Origin of the sequence: Hydrocoleum sp. CS-953 (assembly GCF_002260545.1) — a bacterium.
Lineage (GTDB): Bacteria > Cyanobacteriota > Cyanobacteriia > Cyanobacteriales > Microcoleaceae > Trichodesmium.
Genome location: NZ_LGSU01001479.1, coordinates 1 through 17,622, shown reverse-complemented (window position 1 = coordinate 17,622; position 17,622 = coordinate 1). Strand labels below are relative to the sequence as shown.

Genomic DNA, 17,622 nt, shown 5'->3' with positions numbered 1-17,622 from the left:
AGCTACACCGCTAAAATGGTGCGTTACGACGAATTGTTAAATACTTTTCACAGTCTAAGTTTTAGCCGTCTAACGCACCCTACTAATTAATCAACTTTATCCGAGCTAGGGGCGCTAATAAAAATGGCTAACTTCCCTAAATTTACTACTAACCCCACTAACCCTAATAAAATTTTTGCCGACAAATACAACCGTAGTTTTATAGTTGGTTTGACGTTCCTCAGCGTAGCGTATTCAACTCCTATTTTAGCACAAACTCAATTAGCAGAAGTTACCCCTGTATCAAAACCCGAATGGTCTACCTCAGCAACAGACCTCCAACCTCCATCACAAAATCTAGCATCCCAAAACAAGGCAACAGCACCCTCATTAAACAAAAAGCCCAAGAATTCAACCCAACGCACACCCAAACCCGCACCCGTAGACCCAGATTATATTATTCCGCCACGCATTGCTGCCGATGAAAAAATTAGCCCCCTAACCACAAGTTTACCCCTCAATGATATTCCTATTAGTCACCTAACTAAATGGGAAGTTAGTGCTTTAGAAAGTTTTGCCGATACTGCGGACACCGACTTTTTTATTAACGGCATCCTCAAACTTAACGGTCGAGTTATGGAAAGTTTAACCCGCGATAACATCTATACCGTAGACCAAAAAGGTACTTATTTCCAACTGCGAACAGTTCCTCTAGAGAGAAAAGTTACCACCACAACAATTGAACCCAAAACACTAATAGGGCAAGAAATGCAACTAAGTTTAACAGCTCCTTGTATTTTTCCTGGTACTCCCGACGACCAACAATGTACCTATACCCCTGGTTTAGTTATAGATCGCAACAGTATAGATCCAGAGGTATTAGTACCGACTCGCGTCTTTCAAACCTCTCAAGTAGGAGATGTTGTTAAACCAGAAACCTTAGCTTTTATGCAGCTTCCCGGTTTTCAAGGCGGAACAAGTAGTCAACCTATTGGGGTGGATTTATATTTTCCCAATGCAGGAGCTTTTCCAGGAAACACCCAATCTCAAAAAACCCAAATTGAACGAGAAGAAAAAACTGACTACACGATTTCTAGCACAATGTCGCGAGTTCGTCAAGTTGTCAAAGCTAATGATACAGAAGCAGTTATCGGGCGTACAGTTCGTGGTTTTACCCTGTTTTTTGATGATGAAAACCGGGGATTAAATACAACTATTCAAGCAGCAGCGCAATTTTTACCCGATGTTATTCCCGACTTAAAAGGCAGTGAAAATCCTGTCAACTCTAGTATTAACCGCAACTTATTTTTAGCAGCTAACAATACTCGTTTACCTAGCGGTAGTTTTACCATTTATTCTGCTGGAATAGGTAGAGCAAAAAGTTTAACACCTGATGTTACTAGCTTAAGTCAAGTTCCCAGAGGAAATTATAACAGTATTTGGCTCGGTCTTTCCCCTATTATTGACCGTAGTATTAACGAAGGTCGCATATTCTATACTCCCACAGGTCCGCAATTAGCGATCACCAGTGCAGGAGCAGAAGGTGGAGCAGACAGCAATGTAGACCTAGAGTCTGTAGTCAACGAAGACTTTTTTTCTACTAACAACCTACAAAATTTTTATGCTCAAATTTATCTCAGCGTTCTCCAACAAGATGCTAACTTTGTCAGAGAAAGTATTTATCGAGAAGAAACCAGTTATTCTCCTCATCTAAGTTTTACCGGAAATTGGACTGGAGGTGAAGATTTGTTCCGTTATTATACTGGTGTCATTGCTTCTGAAGAAATCAAACTTTACCTGGGTACTGACTATACGAGAAACACGCTCAACGGTTGGAGTTTTCGGGTTGGTGGAATTGGTTATATTAATCCAGACCGAGATTATTACAGTCAACTTTTTGGCAATGTCGCTAAAAGATTTCGTATTAGTAAAAATGCTAATTTTAGCTTATCAACATTCTTCAATTATGCTATAGATAGAGATACTAAAATTGGGGATATTGTGAATAATTCACCTGCTAGCGAACTTGCTGCTAATGCTCGTTTGAATTGGGGAATTACTTCTTTTGGTGTCACCTACTATTTTGGCGNGTCAACTTTTTGGCAATGTCGCTAAAAGATTTCGTATTAGTAAAAATGCTAATTTTAGCTTATCAACATTCTTCAATTATGCTATAGATAGAGATACTAAAATTGGGGATATTGTGAATAATTCACCTGCTAGCGAACTTGCTGCTAATGCTCGTTTGAATTGGGGAATTACTTCTTTTGGTGTCACCTACTATTTTGGCGATATTCTCCCTAATTCTTTTGAAGACAGGTTATTGCTAGAGTTTAGTATTCGTCCGCTCAAGACTGTTACTTTGTCTGGTTATGTTGCACCAGTTGATGAAACATCTAACCGCTCTGTTTATGGTGCGAGTCTAAATTGGCGACTAAACAATAAATATAATAGTCCGACCCTATCTTGGAACTGGCAAAATCAGGAATATGATTATGGTCAAGATCCTTTTGGAAATAATCTCACAATAACTGATAATACTTTTACAGTCTTATTTCGTGTTGGTAAATAGTTAATATCATGTCCGGTTGAATAGTTATAATTAAAGCTTGTAGTAGGGCTTGATAATTTCTACAGTTCGGGCTAGAGCAATACTACAAACCATATACTTTTTTATCACTGATTATCCGGACATGATATAATGTTCTCACTCTCCACTTAATTCGATATCAAAAAATTAGGACTTACGCAAAGGCACTATATATAGAGTCTTGGTGCGTTACGCTGGCGCTAACACACCCTACTGGATTGTTTCATCTTAAATGGTGCAATAGGAAATCTACCAGAGATTGCTTTCCTAACGGAATGCTCCGCAAACACTATCGTTCGCAATGACAATTCTAACGCACTATTTTAGCTGAAACGGTCCACTACCAATAGCTTAATTCGATATAAAAAAATGTTCCGTCTTCAACCATTGCCCAATCTTTCTAAATTCTCTTCCCTCATGTAGGGACGAATGGCTATTCGCCCCTACAACATCTAATTTACATCAATGCCACCAGATGTAAAATTAATTCTGATCAACAGAAATATACTCCTGAATAGCTTGATAACAATCAGAAACAGACGCTCTTTCTGTCATTACCNATTGCTTCACTATCGTTCGCAATGACAATTCTAACGCACTATTTTAGCTGAAACGGTCCACTACCAATAGCTTAATTCGATATAAAAAAATGTTCCGTCTTCAACCATTGCCCAATCTTTCTAAATTCTCTTCCCTCATGTAGGGACGAATGGCTATTCGCCCCTACAACATCTAATTTACATCAATGCCACCAGATGTAAAATTAATTCTGATCAACAGAAATATACTCCTGAATAGCTTGATAACAATCAGAAACAGACGCTCTTTCTGTCATTACCTTCACTAACGCTTCATAAGCAGACTGATTATTTTCTATCAAACTACGAGCTTGCAAAGATGCCCAACTTTGTTTAAGTTTAGACTCTCCAGGACGTTTTAATTGTGTCAAAACTGCTGTAATGTTCGCCCGATCCTCTGCTCCACCCTCAGCATTACCATAAACTAAATCTTCTGCAGCAATACCCGCCATCCAGACAGTACAATATCGGTCCACAAGTTGGTTAGAAATCACACCTCTCTGTAACTGAGCAGCTAACTTTTGGTCATCAAACCTAACTCCTCCTTGAGCTGACTGACCTTGCCGAAATGCTTCCCATGCACTCAGAGCATACCCACTAATAGGAATTTCCAATAAATAAGCCACCAAAAAATGTCCAGCTTCGTGACGAATAATCCGATCGCGTCTTTCTGAAGATGTTCCTTCAACTAAATCTACAATAATCATACTTCCTTGACCTTGCCATCCCAGAGTATCTATAGTTGCTAATACCAACACAGAAAAAGTAGCGATCGCTGGTATAAGTGGAGATACATTAAATATCGGTCCAAGTAAAGTAGACATGGTAAGAACAAAAATACCAATGGCAATAATATTAAGTGAAGTTTGTTTCATAATTAGGGAATAGTTCAATAATTAATAATTAATAATTAATAATTAATAATGGCTCTGTTGCATAATTAGCGATAGAAAATCAATTCTGCAGCTATATCGCTCTCTTTCGCAATTATTGATGTTCTATTCATCTATTGTTCAATAGTTATGGTTGGGAAATTAAACCTCAAAGCCTTTACAGGCAAAAGTTTCAGCCTTTTACCATATCAAAATTGATGTTCTATTCATCTATTGTCCAATAGTTAGAGTAGTCTTCCGCACGTTGTTATTGTACAGATGCACTTGCTTGTGGGACAGCTATATACTTTCATGCAACAAAGCCATTAATAATTAATAATTTTACCAAAAAATGAGGGCATGAGCCTCCCCTTTTAAGGGGATGAAAAAATATTTAACTCAGTATTTCAAGCCTCCGACTTTAGTCGGAGGTTCACTGATAACTAATAACTGATAGCTAATAAATGATAACTGATAACTGAAATGACCTCTATACTATACTTCAATCTCCCCTACTCCCCGACTCCCCGACTCCCCTACTCCTCATCTTCCTCAAGCGATCTAGCTTGCTCAAAAGTATCTAAACTATGACCATCTCCTACAAAGCGCCAATGCCAAGGTTCATAACTAATACCTTGAGGATTATCTCTAGGAAAGGATAACTCAAAACCATAATTGCCAGCATTTTCTTGTAACCACTGGAACGCTCTAGTATTTTCAAAACTAACTTGGAGGTGACTTCCTGGCGATCTAGCATCTCCAATATCAATAGCGTAACCTGTATGATGTTCGCTGTAACCGGGAGGCGCACTCACCTCAGCTCTTTTAGATGTCACCTGTCCCCGCTCTGCTTTTACCTCAAAAAATAAATACTCTTGATCTGCCAAAGTTCTAAACCCCGAAAGAGGAACCAAATTAATATTTGCAGACCAAGCTGCATCTGACATGGCATTAAATTTTTCTGCCGCATTTGAACGTAGTTTGACATTTTGGTTGCCAAACACTGGTGTCAATTCTTGCCAAGATGCTTCTTGATAGGGCAAATGTCCTAGTATATTTTCTTTCTGCTGAATGGAAGGAGTAGGAGACGGTGAGGGTAAAGGTATTTCTATAGGAGTTGGAGATGGTTCGACTACTTTTGTTCCAATATTTTGTTTCATTTGGGCGACAGAAGAATTGTCTGTAGTTTGGTTAAATTGGAAGTGCAAACCAATACTAATTATTAGAGCGATCGCCCCTATCAGTAATAATTGCCAAACCTGCCATTTTTTCTGAGGCTGAAAAGGCTCCTGTTTTGCACCTTCGTATTCATCTCTTACAGCTTCAGGAATATCATCTACTGGCAATTTTGCCTCATCTGGTGTTTTTTTAAATAGACCCAGCTTATTCAAAATTTTCACCTAAAACTCCTCGGTAGTTTGAAAGCCTCTTTGCTTCAGGAACAGTTTGAAAAACGCCAGCCACAGCTTTACTCACAGTATCCCTGATGGGGCAGGAGAATGGTTGACGTTCTCACAGACCTACAATAATCAGTAAAACATAAAATTATGTGTCTGTTTTCGGCCTTGGTAAATCAAGAGATTAAACTTTAAGAGTAATCTGTTTCTGATACCTCTAAATATCTAACCAGAGTAAGTGATGGGTATTACCCCTAGTAGAAAATCATCTTACCAATTACCAACGCCCTGTTTTCTATTCCTGCTTCGACCGGGTCGTCGGCGCTATCGAGTCCACAGAGTGTCATAGTCGTTTGCTTTGTAACGCTGGCGAATATGCGGAATGGGGACCAGAGAGCTAACTGACGGCCAAAGCTAAATTAATACTACTTTCTAATCTATCGCTTTCTGGAGTAAAGTTTGTTTTGCCAATGTTGTTGGTCGGCAAATGTTTAATGGCCAGTTACCGATTCTGTCCTTTCTACCTCATTTAGTCCATTATTATTGTGTATAACTTTTCTTGGTCTACCTGGTTTACGCTTGTGGCGTTGACTAATAGACTTATCACTAGCCACAGCTAATTCTTCTGGAGTGCATTTTAAAATATCCAGAATTTCCAGGTACTTTTGGGGAGTCATTGTTGGTTCTGTACGCCCCGTCTCCCAGTTACGAACACTGGTTTCGCTGATACCTAGTCGCTCTGCTACTTCAGCACGGGTAAGCCCCGCACGTTCTCTCAGGGCTTCCATGTCCATACTTTTTATATTTCCTCCGCCAATCATCTGATCTAAAATATAAGTTTTTTTGAAAACTGATTCGGTATTTAAATTAAGCACCTTCATTTTAAACTCCTTAAAATAGAATTGTCTAGGTTTTTTTAAAAAAAGACTAAATTATTGTCGCTACGCTCCTAACCTTTTGGGTATTAGTAGATTAGATTATTATTTGTTGTGAAATGAAACGCCTCAAAATGCTGATTATACCATTTTAGCTCTACCAGTTCAGTCGGTTGTAGTGAATACGCTTTGGTAGCGATAGTGGCAGCAGGAACGAACAAAGTATTTTTTACCATGACTTTAAGATAGCACCTAATAAAATTTGCTGAATATGCTTATATCTTATTTTGAGGTTGTGGGAAATTGCAAGACAAAAAACAATTTTTTCTCACATTTTCATCAAATCTTCATCAAACTTCTATCAAATCTTCATCAAATCTTCATAAAAGTCTCCGAGAGACCACTTACACTTTAATATTATTCTTCCAAAAAAATAAAATATACAACCAAAGCCACTAATTTGGGGGAAAATTTCTCAAGATCCAACAGGATAGTAATCAAGAGATATCTCAGGCAATCATCTGGGTTATCTTGATTTTCAATAAGTATATTCAATAATTCTGACTAATATTTTAGGATAGAAAAATTTACTGCCCCAAACCTACCACCTTCTTGAATCCCTAATTTTATACTTGTGGCCATAAAAAAAAACCCATAACCTCAGATGGTCTTGAGATTTCGGGTTAACTTTACTCTCACATATTAAGATTAGGTGTTTTCACAGCACAAATCTCAACAAAAGTCAATTTTTGGCTTCAATCAACAGATCATACTAATACCGTTTTATGGAAGTCAAAAGTCATGGATTGAGATTGTACAAGCTTGACATACTCCCGACGTTGCGCTTACGCGACAAAGCGGGATTCTTCAGTCAGTAAAAACTGACCGCTGTTTTAACAGAGGTGATGTCCTCCCCCTGTGATGGCGCTTACAATAACAAAATGTACCTAGCATGTCTTGCGGCTTATGAACGTTTAGCTTGTGGAGGTATCCGAATCTTGGCCCTGGCTTTCATCCCGACGCTCCCCTGCGGGAGAGCGCGGGACTTCCCGCCAGGGAAGTTAAAAATCTTACTGACACTAATTTAAAACGATTATTTTACAGAATATGTATAAAAATTTTTATAATATTTTTTAAGTTAAATAGTATAACTTTATGGATTATTTTGAGTATGAATTAGCTTTAGTTTTCATCAGTTGAAAAATATTGTAAAAACCATTAGCGCGAGAAGGAGTCAAGCTTGCTTTTAAACCTGTTTCTTGAATAAAATCTGGAGTTACTTGGGAAATTTCTTGAGGTGTTAATCCATTCAAACCCTCAATTAAGAAAGCAACCAATCCCTTAACTAACTGAGCATCAGAATCTCCTTGATAACAAACTTTTCCATCATCTAAGTTCGCAGTAATATATACCTGAGATTGACAACCATAAACTTTATTTTCTGGTATCTTTTCTGCTTCGGGAAAATCAGGTAACTTTTTAGCATACCAAAGTAATTGTTCATAGCGTAACTTATTAGAAGATGCCCGTTGAAATTTTTTAACAATACGTTCTAATGAGGATGGTAAAGACATAGAGGGAATTTAGAATTTAGAATTAGGAATTGAGAATTGGGAACAAGCAAAACATATTTACTCCGGGAATTGTAGCACATTCATAGGACTTACGCAGAAACCAGGTTGATCGACAAAATTTCGTGAAAAACAACGATCAGGGCAATAAACCCGGTTTCTTGTTTAACTTTTGACTTTTGACTTTTGACTTTTGACTTCTAACTATTAGTCCCTGGATCGGCTACAATAGTTAAAGAAACTTAACAGTAATATCTGTAATAAAAACTTCTTATGTCTCTTCCTATTCGCAACGTAGCCATCATCGCCCACGTTGACCATGGCAAAACCACTCTAGTTGACTCGCTCCTCAAACAATCAGGTATCTTCCGGGAAGGGGAAGAAATTCCTGATTGTGTCATGGACTCCAACGACCTAGAACGGGAACGTGGAATTACAATTCTCTCTAAAAATACTGCCGTTAAATACAGAGATACTCTGATTAATATCGTTGATACCCCTGGTCACGCTGATTTTGGTGGAGAAGTAGAACGAGTCCTCGGTATGGTGGACGGTTGTTTACTAATTGTGGATGCCAACGAAGGCCCAATGCCACAAACTCGCTTCGTCCTCAAAAAAGCCTTAGAAAAAGGTTTAAGGCCCATTGTTATTGTCAACAAAATTGACCGTCCCCGAGCTAACCCCCATAGTGCTGTTGATAAAGTTCTCGACTTATTTATTGAGCTGGGTGCAGATGATGACCAATGTGACTTTCCTTATCTATTTGCCTCTGGTTTAGCAGGTTACGCCAAAAAAGACCTGGAAACAGAGTCACAAGATATGCAGTGTTTATTCGATTCTATTTTAGACCATGTTCCTCCTCCAGTGGGAGACCCTGAAAAACCTTTGCAGTTGCAGGTGACGACTCTCGACTATTCAGAATATTTGGGTAGAATAGTTGTAGGTCGTATCCACAACGGTGTGATTAAAGCTGGTCAACCTGCGGCTATTGTAAAAGAAGATGGCACAATTGTCANGAGTCACAAGATATGCAGTGTTTATTCGATTCTATTTTAGACCATGTTCCTCCTCCAGTGGGAGACCCTGAAAAACCTTTGCAGTTGCAGGTGACGACTCTCGACTATTCAGAATATTTGGGTAGAATAGTTGTAGGTCGTATCCACAACGGTGTGATTAAAGCTGGTCAACCTGCGGCTATTGTAAAAGAAGATGGCACAATTGTCAAATCAAAAATCTCAAAGTTAATGGGATTTGAAGGTTTGGCACGCATTGAGATTCAAGAAGCTGCTGCTGGTAATCTTGTGGCAGTTGCTGGTTTTAGTGATGCTAATATTGGTGAAACTATTACTTGTCCTAACGAACCTCAAGCTCTACCTTTGATTAAAGTAGATGAACCTACTCTACAAATGACTTTCTCTGTAAATGACTCTCCATTTGCAGGTCAAGAAGGAAAATTTGTAACTTCTCGACAAGTGCGCGATCGCCTGATGCGAGAATTAGAAACTAACGTTGCATTACGAGTAGAAGAAACTGACTCTCCAGAAAAGTTCTCTGTTTCCGGTCGTGGGGAACTGCACTTGGGTATTTTGATTGAAACTATGCGCCGAGAAGGTTATGAGTTTCAGGTTGCGCAACCTCAAGTTATTTACCGAGAAGTCAGCGGTCAACCATGCGAACCTTTTGAACTATTAGTTATGGATGTTCCCGAAGATGCGGTCGGTGGTTGCATCGAAAGAATAGGTCAGCGCAAAGGCGAAATGCAGAATATGCAAGTGGGTACAAATGGTCGGACTCAATTAGAATTTTCTGTTCCTGCTCGTGGTTTGATTGGTTTCCGGGGTGACTTTATGCGTCTTACCCGTGGGGAAGGTATTATGAACCACAGTTTCTTAGATTATCGTCCGTTGGTTGGTGAAATTGAAGCTCGACGCAATGGGGTGATTATTGTTTTTGAGGAAGGTGTGGCGACTTTTTATGCGTTGAAAAATGCTGAAGATCGTGGAGTATTCTTTATTACTCCTGGTACGAAGGTGTATAAAGGTATGATTGTGGGAGAGCATAACCGCCCTCAAGATTTAGATTTGAATGTTTGCAAAACTAAGCAGTTGACAAACCATCGTTCTGCAACTGGGGATGAATTGGTGCAGTTGCAAACGCCTGTGGATATGAGTTTGGAGCGGGCGTTGGAATATATCGGACCTGATGAGTTGGTGGAAATTACACCGGAGTCGGTTCGGTTGCGGAAGTTGAGTAAGAAATTGGTGAAGCGATAAATCAAGAGTTGTCTTTGTTCAGCTTTTAGTAAAATTTGTAGGGTGCGTTAGACGGCTAAATTTTAGACTATGAAAAGTATTTAGCAATCCGTCGTAACGCACCATTTTAGATGTGTTGGTTCAACGGTGCGTTACGGTGCAACATAATATTTGCAGTTCAACCGTAGTTTTTAGTAAGCGCCTAACGCACCCTACTAGACTGAAATAGCTGTATCTGATAGTTATAGCAAAATTCAACAATCTTTCTCCCCTACGGACGTTGCATTCAACGTTCCTACCCTATTCCCTAATGCAAATTTTTAGCTGTGTCGGTCCACTACTAGAGTACTCGACTTGATACCTGAAACTGGCAAAATATTCTAGGAATGTTTTCTGGAAAGTCTTACAATAATAAAAGTTCAGCTCAAAAACTTATAACAAGAAAAAAATCATGGAAATTGCAGCAACTACTATAAATCAAATTCTCAGCAATTTGGCATCACAACCTGACCCTGCTTGGAAAACTCTAGACTTGGAAACACAGAGAAAACAGATTAAAACAGAATTATACTCTTCTGGACCCAAGGATGCCATGATGCGAGTTATGACAAGGATGCAGTTTCAAGAAGCACCAAATTTAGACGAAATTGATTGGGAATCAGAATTATCTACTTTTGAACCAATTGAATATCCTCAATACTATCTTCAGCCTTTTCATAGTGTTTTGGGAGGATACTTGTCAAAAACTGCAGCAGTTGGTAATCGAGTAGCAATGGAGGCGATTTTAGAAAATGCTCATCCACGAAAATCGCTCGGAGTCAGAGACGAAATCGCCAAATTATTTCCTGAAGATGCTCGCCACATTTTAGACTTGGGAGCAGGTATTGGAGACGATGCAGCAGCTATTGCTCGTTATCTCCCTTCTGCGACAGTAACAGCATGGGATGCTTCTCCGTTTATGATTGTAGTTGGTCGCCGATACCACAAGGATATTCCCAATTTACATTGGAAACATGGTTTAGTGGAAAAAACTGAACTGCCAGATAATTCAGTTGATGCTCTCAATATGACTTATCTTCTCCATGAATGTCCTGATGAAATTAAGCAAATTATTCTNCTCGTTATCTCCCTTCTGCGACAGTAACAGCATGGGATGCTTCTCCGTTTATGATTGTAGTTGGTCGCCGATACCACAAGGATATTCCCAATTTACATTGGAAACATGGTTTAGTGGAAAAAACTGAACTGCCAGATAATTCAGTTGATGCTCTCAATATGACTTATCTTCTCCATGAATGTCCTGATGAAATTAAGCAAATTATTCTAGCAGAATGCTGGCGAATTCTTTCTCCAGGCGGTCGTTTAGTTGTAACAGATACGCTCCCTGGAGACTTGCACTCATATAGAGGCTTTTTTGAACCCTATAAAGAGCAATGGTTAAAAGTTAATCCAGATAAGTTACTGCAAGAAGCGGGTTTTGTCAACATTAAGGCGTATCAGTTTGCCTATCCTGCTTGGACTCGTGTTGGAGAAAAACCCAACTAATTTACGAGTTTAAACTCTCCCGTAGGGTGCGTTATACGGCTAAAATTTAGACTGTGAAAGGTATTTAGGAATCCGTCGTAACGCACCATTTCAGGTTATAAAAATATCGAATTTTTGGGCTGATAGTTATAGCCAAACTTGTAGTCGCGTGAGACACCTAAAATGTTGAAATAGTAGGGGCGGGTTTCCCTGTTAAATTAATGAGTTTTCACATTTGATTAGATAAACCCGCCCCCATTCCGCGTAGTTATCAATATCAGCATTACCCAATATCAGGTTGAAAGCGGGGGAGTTTTGGTGAATCAATCAATTATCACAAGATTTTTAGTGAAACCCGCCTCTACAAATTTTTCATACATTCGGTTGACGTAGGGGCGGGTTCCCCTAGAATGTTAATAGGAATTCAACAAAATGAAATAAACCCGCCCCTACAAATCACACTGATAATATATGAACTGAAAAAAACCGCCCCTACTAACCCACACCAATATAGGGAAAACGGTTCGCTTTAATAAAATGTATCGCTGTCTCAGCTATTGCTGGAATTTCTATCAAGACAATTTTTTCTATCAAAAANATATAGGGAAAACGGTTCGCTTTAATAAAATGTATCGCTGTCTCAGCTATTGCTGGAATTTCTATCAAGACAATTTTTTCTATCAAAAATGGTAACGGTATTTGTCCGGGGGATACTTTTGTTTTAGGAACTTTGCTTAATATCCCTCTCAATATTCTTTTACCCCAGTCGCTTTTCTTGGTTGGTTTTTTCCTAGGTGTATAACGGCGAGAGAAACCTTTGTATTTGTCGGCGCATTCTTCTAGGGATGAACCCAACTCAAAAAAAGCTGGATGGCATTACTCAATGGCATCCGTGGTTAGTTTTTCAGAAGTACCATAGTTACTGAAGTCGTAGAAAAAGCCTTCTCTCATCCCTGCTGCCTTGGGGTTGGCATGAATATAACGGATCAAAATTACGGTCAAACGTGGTTCAGAAACTCAAACATTTTCTAGCCGTGGCGAATTGCAGGACGCTAGTTAATCAAAATTATTTCTTGATTTGTTAATTATCATTGGGTTACTTTGCAGGAAAATATAGTACATGTAGGGTGGGGAATTTTGAGTCAATGAGACCTCTCCTCCGATCCCAGTTGTTTACCATTTACCTGAAACCTACTATTAACTCTTTTTCTTCAATGAACCTATTATAAATACACCTAGTAAACCTAAACCAGCTATTGTTGTGGGTTCGGGAACATCAACTTTGATAATCTCAGCATATAATGTTGCCTCTGCTGTTGAATTTTCTGGGGAGTTAAACTCACTGAGAAAAGTATTACCACCGTCACTAGAAAAACCAGCTAATTTCAAGGTGTAATCTACTCCACCAAAATTAAAAGTATCATTCGTCAGATCATTAGCGGTAAAAGTAAGTATATCTCCATCTAAAACTGGGTCGTTATAAATATTAGGAGTATTGAAAATATTGAAGGTGTAGTTTAAGCTTTCTGCATTGTTGAAAGAATTAGTAAAAGACAATTCAATTTCTAGAGGAAAGTCTCCATTAAAACCATAGAAAGTAGCACCATTACGATAGGTTAAATCACCAACAGCAAATAAAGTATTTACATCCGTGCTGAAACCTAAACCGTCATACTGAACATAATTTTTGAAAGACCAAGCTGCAGGAATTCCCCAAGTTAGTCTGTTGTTTGTGCCACCGTTTTGATTTGAGAGAGATTCGATACCAGTAGATACAGCAGGTAGACCCCATGAACCAGATGTTGTTCCAGCAAAAGTAATAGCTTCAACCTTTCCTGTTGTTGCAAAGAACATTGTAGTAGTTGCTATTAAGGTTGGTAAAAATTTAGTTCTGTTCATTGTCAACTATTCTCCTAATTTTTTGTTTTCATCAGTTGATGATCTCAATATCTTACTTCGGCGTTGGTAAATCTAGCTATCAAACCTAAATTTAGCAAAATATAAAATGCTTTTCAGTTAATAGTTAGGCTATGCCTATCAAAGCACAATCATAGCCAAAATCACCAACATCCTTACTTCTTATGGTATTTCCAGGAAGAGACGTTTGTCATCCTCCCACTCGTAGATGATCGATTGATGAAAAAGTTAACTGAATATAATCTTAAATGCTCCCACCCCTAGTGTCAAGAGCATTTCGCCAACTTCATCAAATCTTCATCAATTGAGGTACTCTCCGTAAATATCCTCAGTATTTAGTGCTATCAGTTAACAAAAACTACTTATTAAATACTTAAAAAGGTGCATGAATAAAGGGCTGGCAACAATTGGAATGGGAGTTTTCATTAAGGATTGGACTGAACCTGGCCTTACTAAATCGCCACCATCGTATAAGGCCAGGTTCCGCAGCTATTAGCCAAGGACTTTATAGCGCTTTTCAGATTGATGAACCACATCTTCATAATCAAAACCTTGTAGGGAGGTTCTATGGAACGTCCCTACTGTAGTCTACTTTTTTGACAACCGCTGTAAATTTATCAAAAAAATTGGGTCGCGCAACTTCGCCTTTTAAGGTGAAATGTTTTTGGAGAGTTGCTCACATCCCCGTGACAAAAACATACGTCGCCAATCCGACGACTGCCCTATCTGTAGGGGCGAATGGCCATTCGCCCCTACTAACTTCTGACTTCGTTAAGGCTTGGCTTTTCCTCAATGTTTATAATTTTATTTATCACCATATCAAAAATAAGTCATTATAGTACACCATGACAATTTCACCTTCTTGAAAACTAGACACGCGCTAGACATTTGCCATCGGTGAGTGCAAATGATTTTGTGGCTCACCCGTTTCAATGTGTACTTGCTGTGAAAGTTCATGTTCCGCCCACAAACTATGGGTTAGGATTCCCTAAGCGGGCTTTCCTCCATTGAAAAAGTTGAGTCCTCCGGATACGATGTAGTTTAATAAAACTAGCAACTCGTCGCCAATGACTCCAATCATGTTTGTTGACATCCTCCGGTCTCAACAAACATTTGGGGATTTTTTCTGATAAGTTTAAGGCTCTACGACCAATCACTAAAGCAGCAGCAGTGCCACTGTTTAGGCCGTATTTACCCATATAATTAATCATTCCTATCAAGCTGGTAAAAGCTGGATTTACTTTAATTAATTCAACTCCAAATCTTCTACAACACGATGCTAAAGCTTCTCTAAACATTCCAGTAGATAAATTAGAAAGCATTTCATTATAAACTTTACAATATCCACTCATTTTAGCCTTTTTCTTACTAAAATCTAGAGACTCAATGGCAATAGCGCATTCAAAAAATTCTGCTAATTCGACAATTTGAGAAACACTATTTCTCATGGATGCTTGCCGTTGTCCTGTAGTTTGATTTTTCCATTTATACGGGATTTATTTTAAATATTCAATGTTGCCATCCCACTTCACATAAGTCATTGAAATCGACTCAGCATTAAAATCAATACCTATACAACCATTTTTTCTAGTATGAACTACTGGAATTTCTTGTACATAAGTAGAAAGATGTATATACCAATTGTCTTGTTTATGTTCCCTACGAAAAACTTGAATTGTAATGGGCTTCAAACTATTTATGGCATAATCTAAATCTGAGCTTCTATATCTACCTACTCTATCTAAAACAGAAAATTCTAACTGTATTTTCTGACTATATTTACCCTGTAATGGTCTAGGTAGTTGAATCTCTAGTTGATATTTGTCATCTTCTTCTAATGGGAAAACTTTCATCATAGTTCCACCGCCTGGTTGAGATTTTCCCACACAGAAAAACCTGCCAGATCGTTTTTTTCTCCAATCAACACCCCATTCATCTAGGGTTTTATATCCGTTTTCTGCTAAATTATGTTGAGCGTTAAATAATTTCCGAGAGCAAAAACAAATATGTAAACGTTCTGTATTTTTTAACTCCTTTAATTTTCGTTTCAGGCTGGCTATTTTATGAATTTTGCTTTTTAAGCCTAACAACTGATTCTGAAATTTATTTCGAGCCTGTATATTTGGGAAACCTTTTTTCCTTGCTAATTTTAAAGTTTTTTCTAGTTTAGTGATGAGTTTTTTTGTAGCAGTTGTTTTAGCTTGGATTTGTAACTCTAATTTAGAGATATAGTTGTTCTTAGCTGTTTTTAATTGGTTTAAACATTGAGTCGCTTCAGTAGCAATTGAATCAGCCCATGCCCACTGAAGATTAAACTGCTTCATTAGACGCTTTTCTACTTCTGATTCTGACAACTTCTCAGCTTGCATCCAGTTGAGGGCAGACCGTTTCCAGGATTCATACAATGCTCCCAGTTCTTCAAATATAGGATGGTATTCAATTTTTGTTTCTATCCCTCTCAAGGAACCGTGAGATTTGGCCATTACTAACATTGAATTACTTTACTCAAGGTTAGCATGGTTTGTCTAGGAATGTGAACAATATTTGCTATAGCTTTGACTTTTTCTTTTGCATAGTGTCTAGAGCCATATATTCGACATGAAAAACAGAGGAAATTCTGGTGAAGTAAAAGTTGGAGATTGGGCGATCGCTGTCGGAAACCCCCTGGGATTAGATAATACAGTCACTTTGGGTATTGTGAGTTCCCTCAACCGCGCCAGTTCGGAAGTTGGTATTCCTGATAAACGCCTGGATTTTATTCAAACTGATGCTGCCATTAACCCCGGTAATTCTGGGGGTCCGTTGTTAAATTCTCAGGGAGAAGTGATTGGCATTAATACAGCTATTCGTGCTGATGGGCAAGGTATTGGGTTTGCCATACCTATAGATGAAGCAAAAGTGATTCAAGAAAAGTTAGCTAAAGGTGAAAGTATACCTCGTCCTTACATTGGAGTGCGGATGATTACTTTGACTCCAGAAATCATTCAAAGATTTAATAAAAATCCTAATTCCTTAATACAACTTCCTGACACTGGAGGTGTTTTAATAGCACAGGTAATTCCTAGTAGTCCAGCAGCTAAAGGCGGTTTACGACGTGGGGATGTGATTACAGAAATTGATGGTCAAAAAATTACCACTGCTGAAGAATTACAGAATATAGTTCAGGAAAGTGAAATTGGTAAACCTCTAAAAATTACGGTCAAACGTGCTTCAGAAACTCAAACATTTTCTGTGAGTCCAGGGGAGTTACAGGATGCAAGTTAGGTTTTGCTGAAAAAGTCTTATGGGTAAGGGTAGGAGTCAGGAGTTAGGAGTTAGGAGTTAGGAGTTAGGAGATTATCTGCGTTGTTCAATTGCAGCAACATAAGAAGGTGGTGGTGCATAGTAATGGTAGATAGAGTGTGGGGAGTGTGGGGAGTGTGGGGAGTGCGGGAGCGTGAGAAGAAATTAAAAAATATATATCTTCACCATTACAATGCAGGACTACCCATAAGAATTTAGTAATTTGCTTACTTCTGCTAAATGTATTAGAAATTTGGAAGTATTACTGTATTCAAGGTAGTTTGCCAGAATGAGATAAACTCGCCCCGTACTGCCAAAGCTTTTGGTTGATAGACTAACTTTTTGTTTGTAGTTTTGCTCTAGCCCACAATTTATGTTTGGGCTAGAGCAAAACTACGAACCTAATTATAAGTGTTCTACCGGACATAATATAAATTGCTAATCTACCTCCAAAGTAGGTTAAACCTGACCCTACAATTTTTTTAACCTTTAATTTAGACCTACCTAATAGTTTTCGGNCTAGAGCAAAACTACGAACCTAATTATAAGTGTTCTACCGGACATAATATAAATTGCTAATCTACCTCCAAAGTAGGTTAAACCTGACCCTACAATTTTTTTAACCTTTAATTTAGACCTACCTAATAGAGGGTCTACAATCTTTCTTATATTTTTGGTTTTCTACTTGATTAATGATTTTTTTTTAATGTTTTAATTATCAAAAATTACTATTTTTATAGAATTTTCTACCAGATATATTAATAGTAAATTAACCTTCATCAAAG

General features: G+C 38.3%; 11 protein-coding genes and 3 pseudogenes. 6 read left to right on the top strand and 8 right to left on the bottom strand.

All coding sequences use genetic code 11. The features are described from left to right. Positions 1–3,332: 3,332 nt before the first annotated feature. The 4 genes from AFK68_RS32425 to AFK68_RS32410 form a co-directional block, all read right to left on the bottom strand. The gene (locus AFK68_RS32425) at positions 3,333–4,022 is read right to left on the bottom strand and encodes an ATP-dependent Zn protease (RefSeq protein ID WP_094678301.1); all 690 of its coding nucleotides are present in this window, start codon (positions 4,020–4,022) and stop codon (positions 3,333–3,335) included. Positions 4,023–4,555: 533 nt separating this feature from the next. Next, positions 4,556–5,419 (bottom strand): D-alanyl-D-alanine carboxypeptidase family protein, encoded by an 864-nt coding sequence (locus AFK68_RS32420; RefSeq protein WP_210407739.1) that lies wholly within the window; start codon positions 5,417–5,419, stop codon positions 4,556–4,558. 488 nt (positions 5,420–5,907) lie between these two features. Beyond that, the gene (locus tag AFK68_RS32415) at positions 5,908–6,210 is read right to left on the bottom strand and encodes a DNA-binding transcriptional regulator (RefSeq protein ID WP_094678307.1); all 303 of its coding nucleotides are present in this window, start codon (positions 6,208–6,210) and stop codon (positions 5,908–5,910) included. Positions 6,211–7,451: 1,241 nt separating this feature from the next. Continuing rightward, the gene (locus tag AFK68_RS32410) at positions 7,452–7,865 is read right to left on the bottom strand and encodes a SufE family protein (RefSeq protein WP_094678299.1); all 414 of its coding nucleotides are present in this window, start codon (positions 7,863–7,865) and stop codon (positions 7,452–7,454) included. 270 nt (positions 7,866–8,135) lie between these two features. Between AFK68_RS32410 and AFK68_RS32405 the strand changes: the two are divergent. The 4 genes and pseudogenes from AFK68_RS32405 to AFK68_RS32390 form a co-directional block, all read left to right on the top strand. Then, positions 8,136–8,877, top strand: a pseudogene (locus AFK68_RS32405) (GTP-binding protein); the annotation flags it as partial. A 1-nt stretch (position 8,878) separates the two neighbouring features. Then, the coding region (locus AFK68_RS32400) for an EF-Tu/IF-2/RF-3 family GTPase (RefSeq protein WP_143438534.1) at positions 8,879–10,135 on the top strand (1,257 nt) is incomplete at its 5' end. Between the two features lie 430 nt (positions 10,136–10,565). Beyond that, positions 10,566–11,230, top strand: a pseudogene (locus AFK68_RS47335) (class I SAM-dependent methyltransferase); the annotation flags it as partial. Between the two features lies 1 nt (position 11,231). Further along, a partial coding sequence (locus AFK68_RS32390) for a class I SAM-dependent methyltransferase (RefSeq protein ID WP_143438533.1) occupies positions 11,232–11,659 on the top strand: 428 nt, incomplete at its 5' end. A gap of 855 nt (positions 11,660–12,514) precedes the next feature. On the opposite strand, the gene AFK68_RS43755 is transcribed toward AFK68_RS32390, so the two are convergent. Both AFK68_RS43755 and AFK68_RS32380 read right to left on the bottom strand, forming a co-directional pair. Further along, entirely contained in the window at positions 12,515–12,640 is a 126-nt protein-coding gene (locus AFK68_RS43755) for a hypothetical protein (protein WP_256386703.1), read from the bottom strand. A 195-nt stretch (positions 12,641–12,835) separates the two neighbouring features. After that, positions 12,836–13,537: a choice-of-anchor K domain-containing protein gene (locus AFK68_RS32380; protein WP_094678295.1), complete on the bottom strand. Its 702-nt coding sequence runs from the start codon at positions 13,535–13,537 to the stop codon at positions 12,836–12,838. Positions 13,538–14,241: 704 nt separating this feature from the next. Here AFK68_RS32380 and AFK68_RS40510 point away from each other — a divergent pair. Further along, positions 14,242–14,394, top strand: coding sequence for a hypothetical protein (locus AFK68_RS40510; protein ID WP_210407738.1), 153 nt, complete (start codon positions 14,242–14,244; stop codon positions 14,392–14,394). A 132-nt stretch (positions 14,395–14,526) separates the two neighbouring features. On the opposite strand, the gene AFK68_RS32375 is transcribed toward AFK68_RS40510, so the two are convergent. Both AFK68_RS32375 and AFK68_RS32370 read right to left on the bottom strand, forming a co-directional pair. Next, positions 14,527–15,003, bottom strand: coding sequence for an IS200/IS605 family accessory protein TnpB-related protein (locus tag AFK68_RS32375; protein ID WP_094678293.1), 477 nt, complete (start codon positions 15,001–15,003; stop codon positions 14,527–14,529). 48 nt (positions 15,004–15,051) lie between these two features. Then, positions 15,052–16,038, bottom strand: a complete 987-nt coding sequence (locus AFK68_RS32370; RefSeq protein WP_143438531.1) for a hypothetical protein — start codon at positions 16,036–16,038, stop codon at positions 15,052–15,054. A gap of 127 nt (positions 16,039–16,165) precedes the next feature. Here AFK68_RS32370 and AFK68_RS32365 point away from each other — a divergent pair. Further along, positions 16,166–16,819 (top strand): annotated as a pseudogene (locus AFK68_RS32365) (PDZ domain-containing protein); the annotation flags it as partial. Positions 16,820–17,622: the final 803 nt, after the last annotated feature.

Bases quoted from the DNA above. Each gene is read 5' to 3' on its own strand.
- AFK68_RS32415 (WP_094678307.1), bottom strand. From the start codon at position 6,210: ATGGACATGGAAGCCCTGAGAGAACGTGCGGGGCTTACCCGTGCTGAA.
- AFK68_RS32380 (WP_094678295.1), bottom strand. From the start codon at position 13,537: ATGAACAGAACTAAATTTTTACCAACCTTAATAGCAACTACTACAATG.
- AFK68_RS32370 (WP_143438531.1), bottom strand. From the start codon at position 16,038: ATGGCCAAATCTCACGGTTCCTTGAGAGGGATAGAAACAAAAATTGAA.
- AFK68_RS32425 (WP_094678301.1), bottom strand. From the start codon at position 4,022: ATGAAACAAACTTCACTTAATATTATTGCCATTGGTATTTTTGTTCTT.
- AFK68_RS32375 (WP_094678293.1), bottom strand. From the start codon at position 15,003: ATGAGAAATAGTGTTTCTCAAATTGTCGAATTAGCAGAATTTTTTGAA.
- AFK68_RS32410 (WP_094678299.1), bottom strand. From the start codon at position 7,865: ATGTCTTTACCATCCTCATTAGAACGTATTGTTAAAAAATTTCAACGG.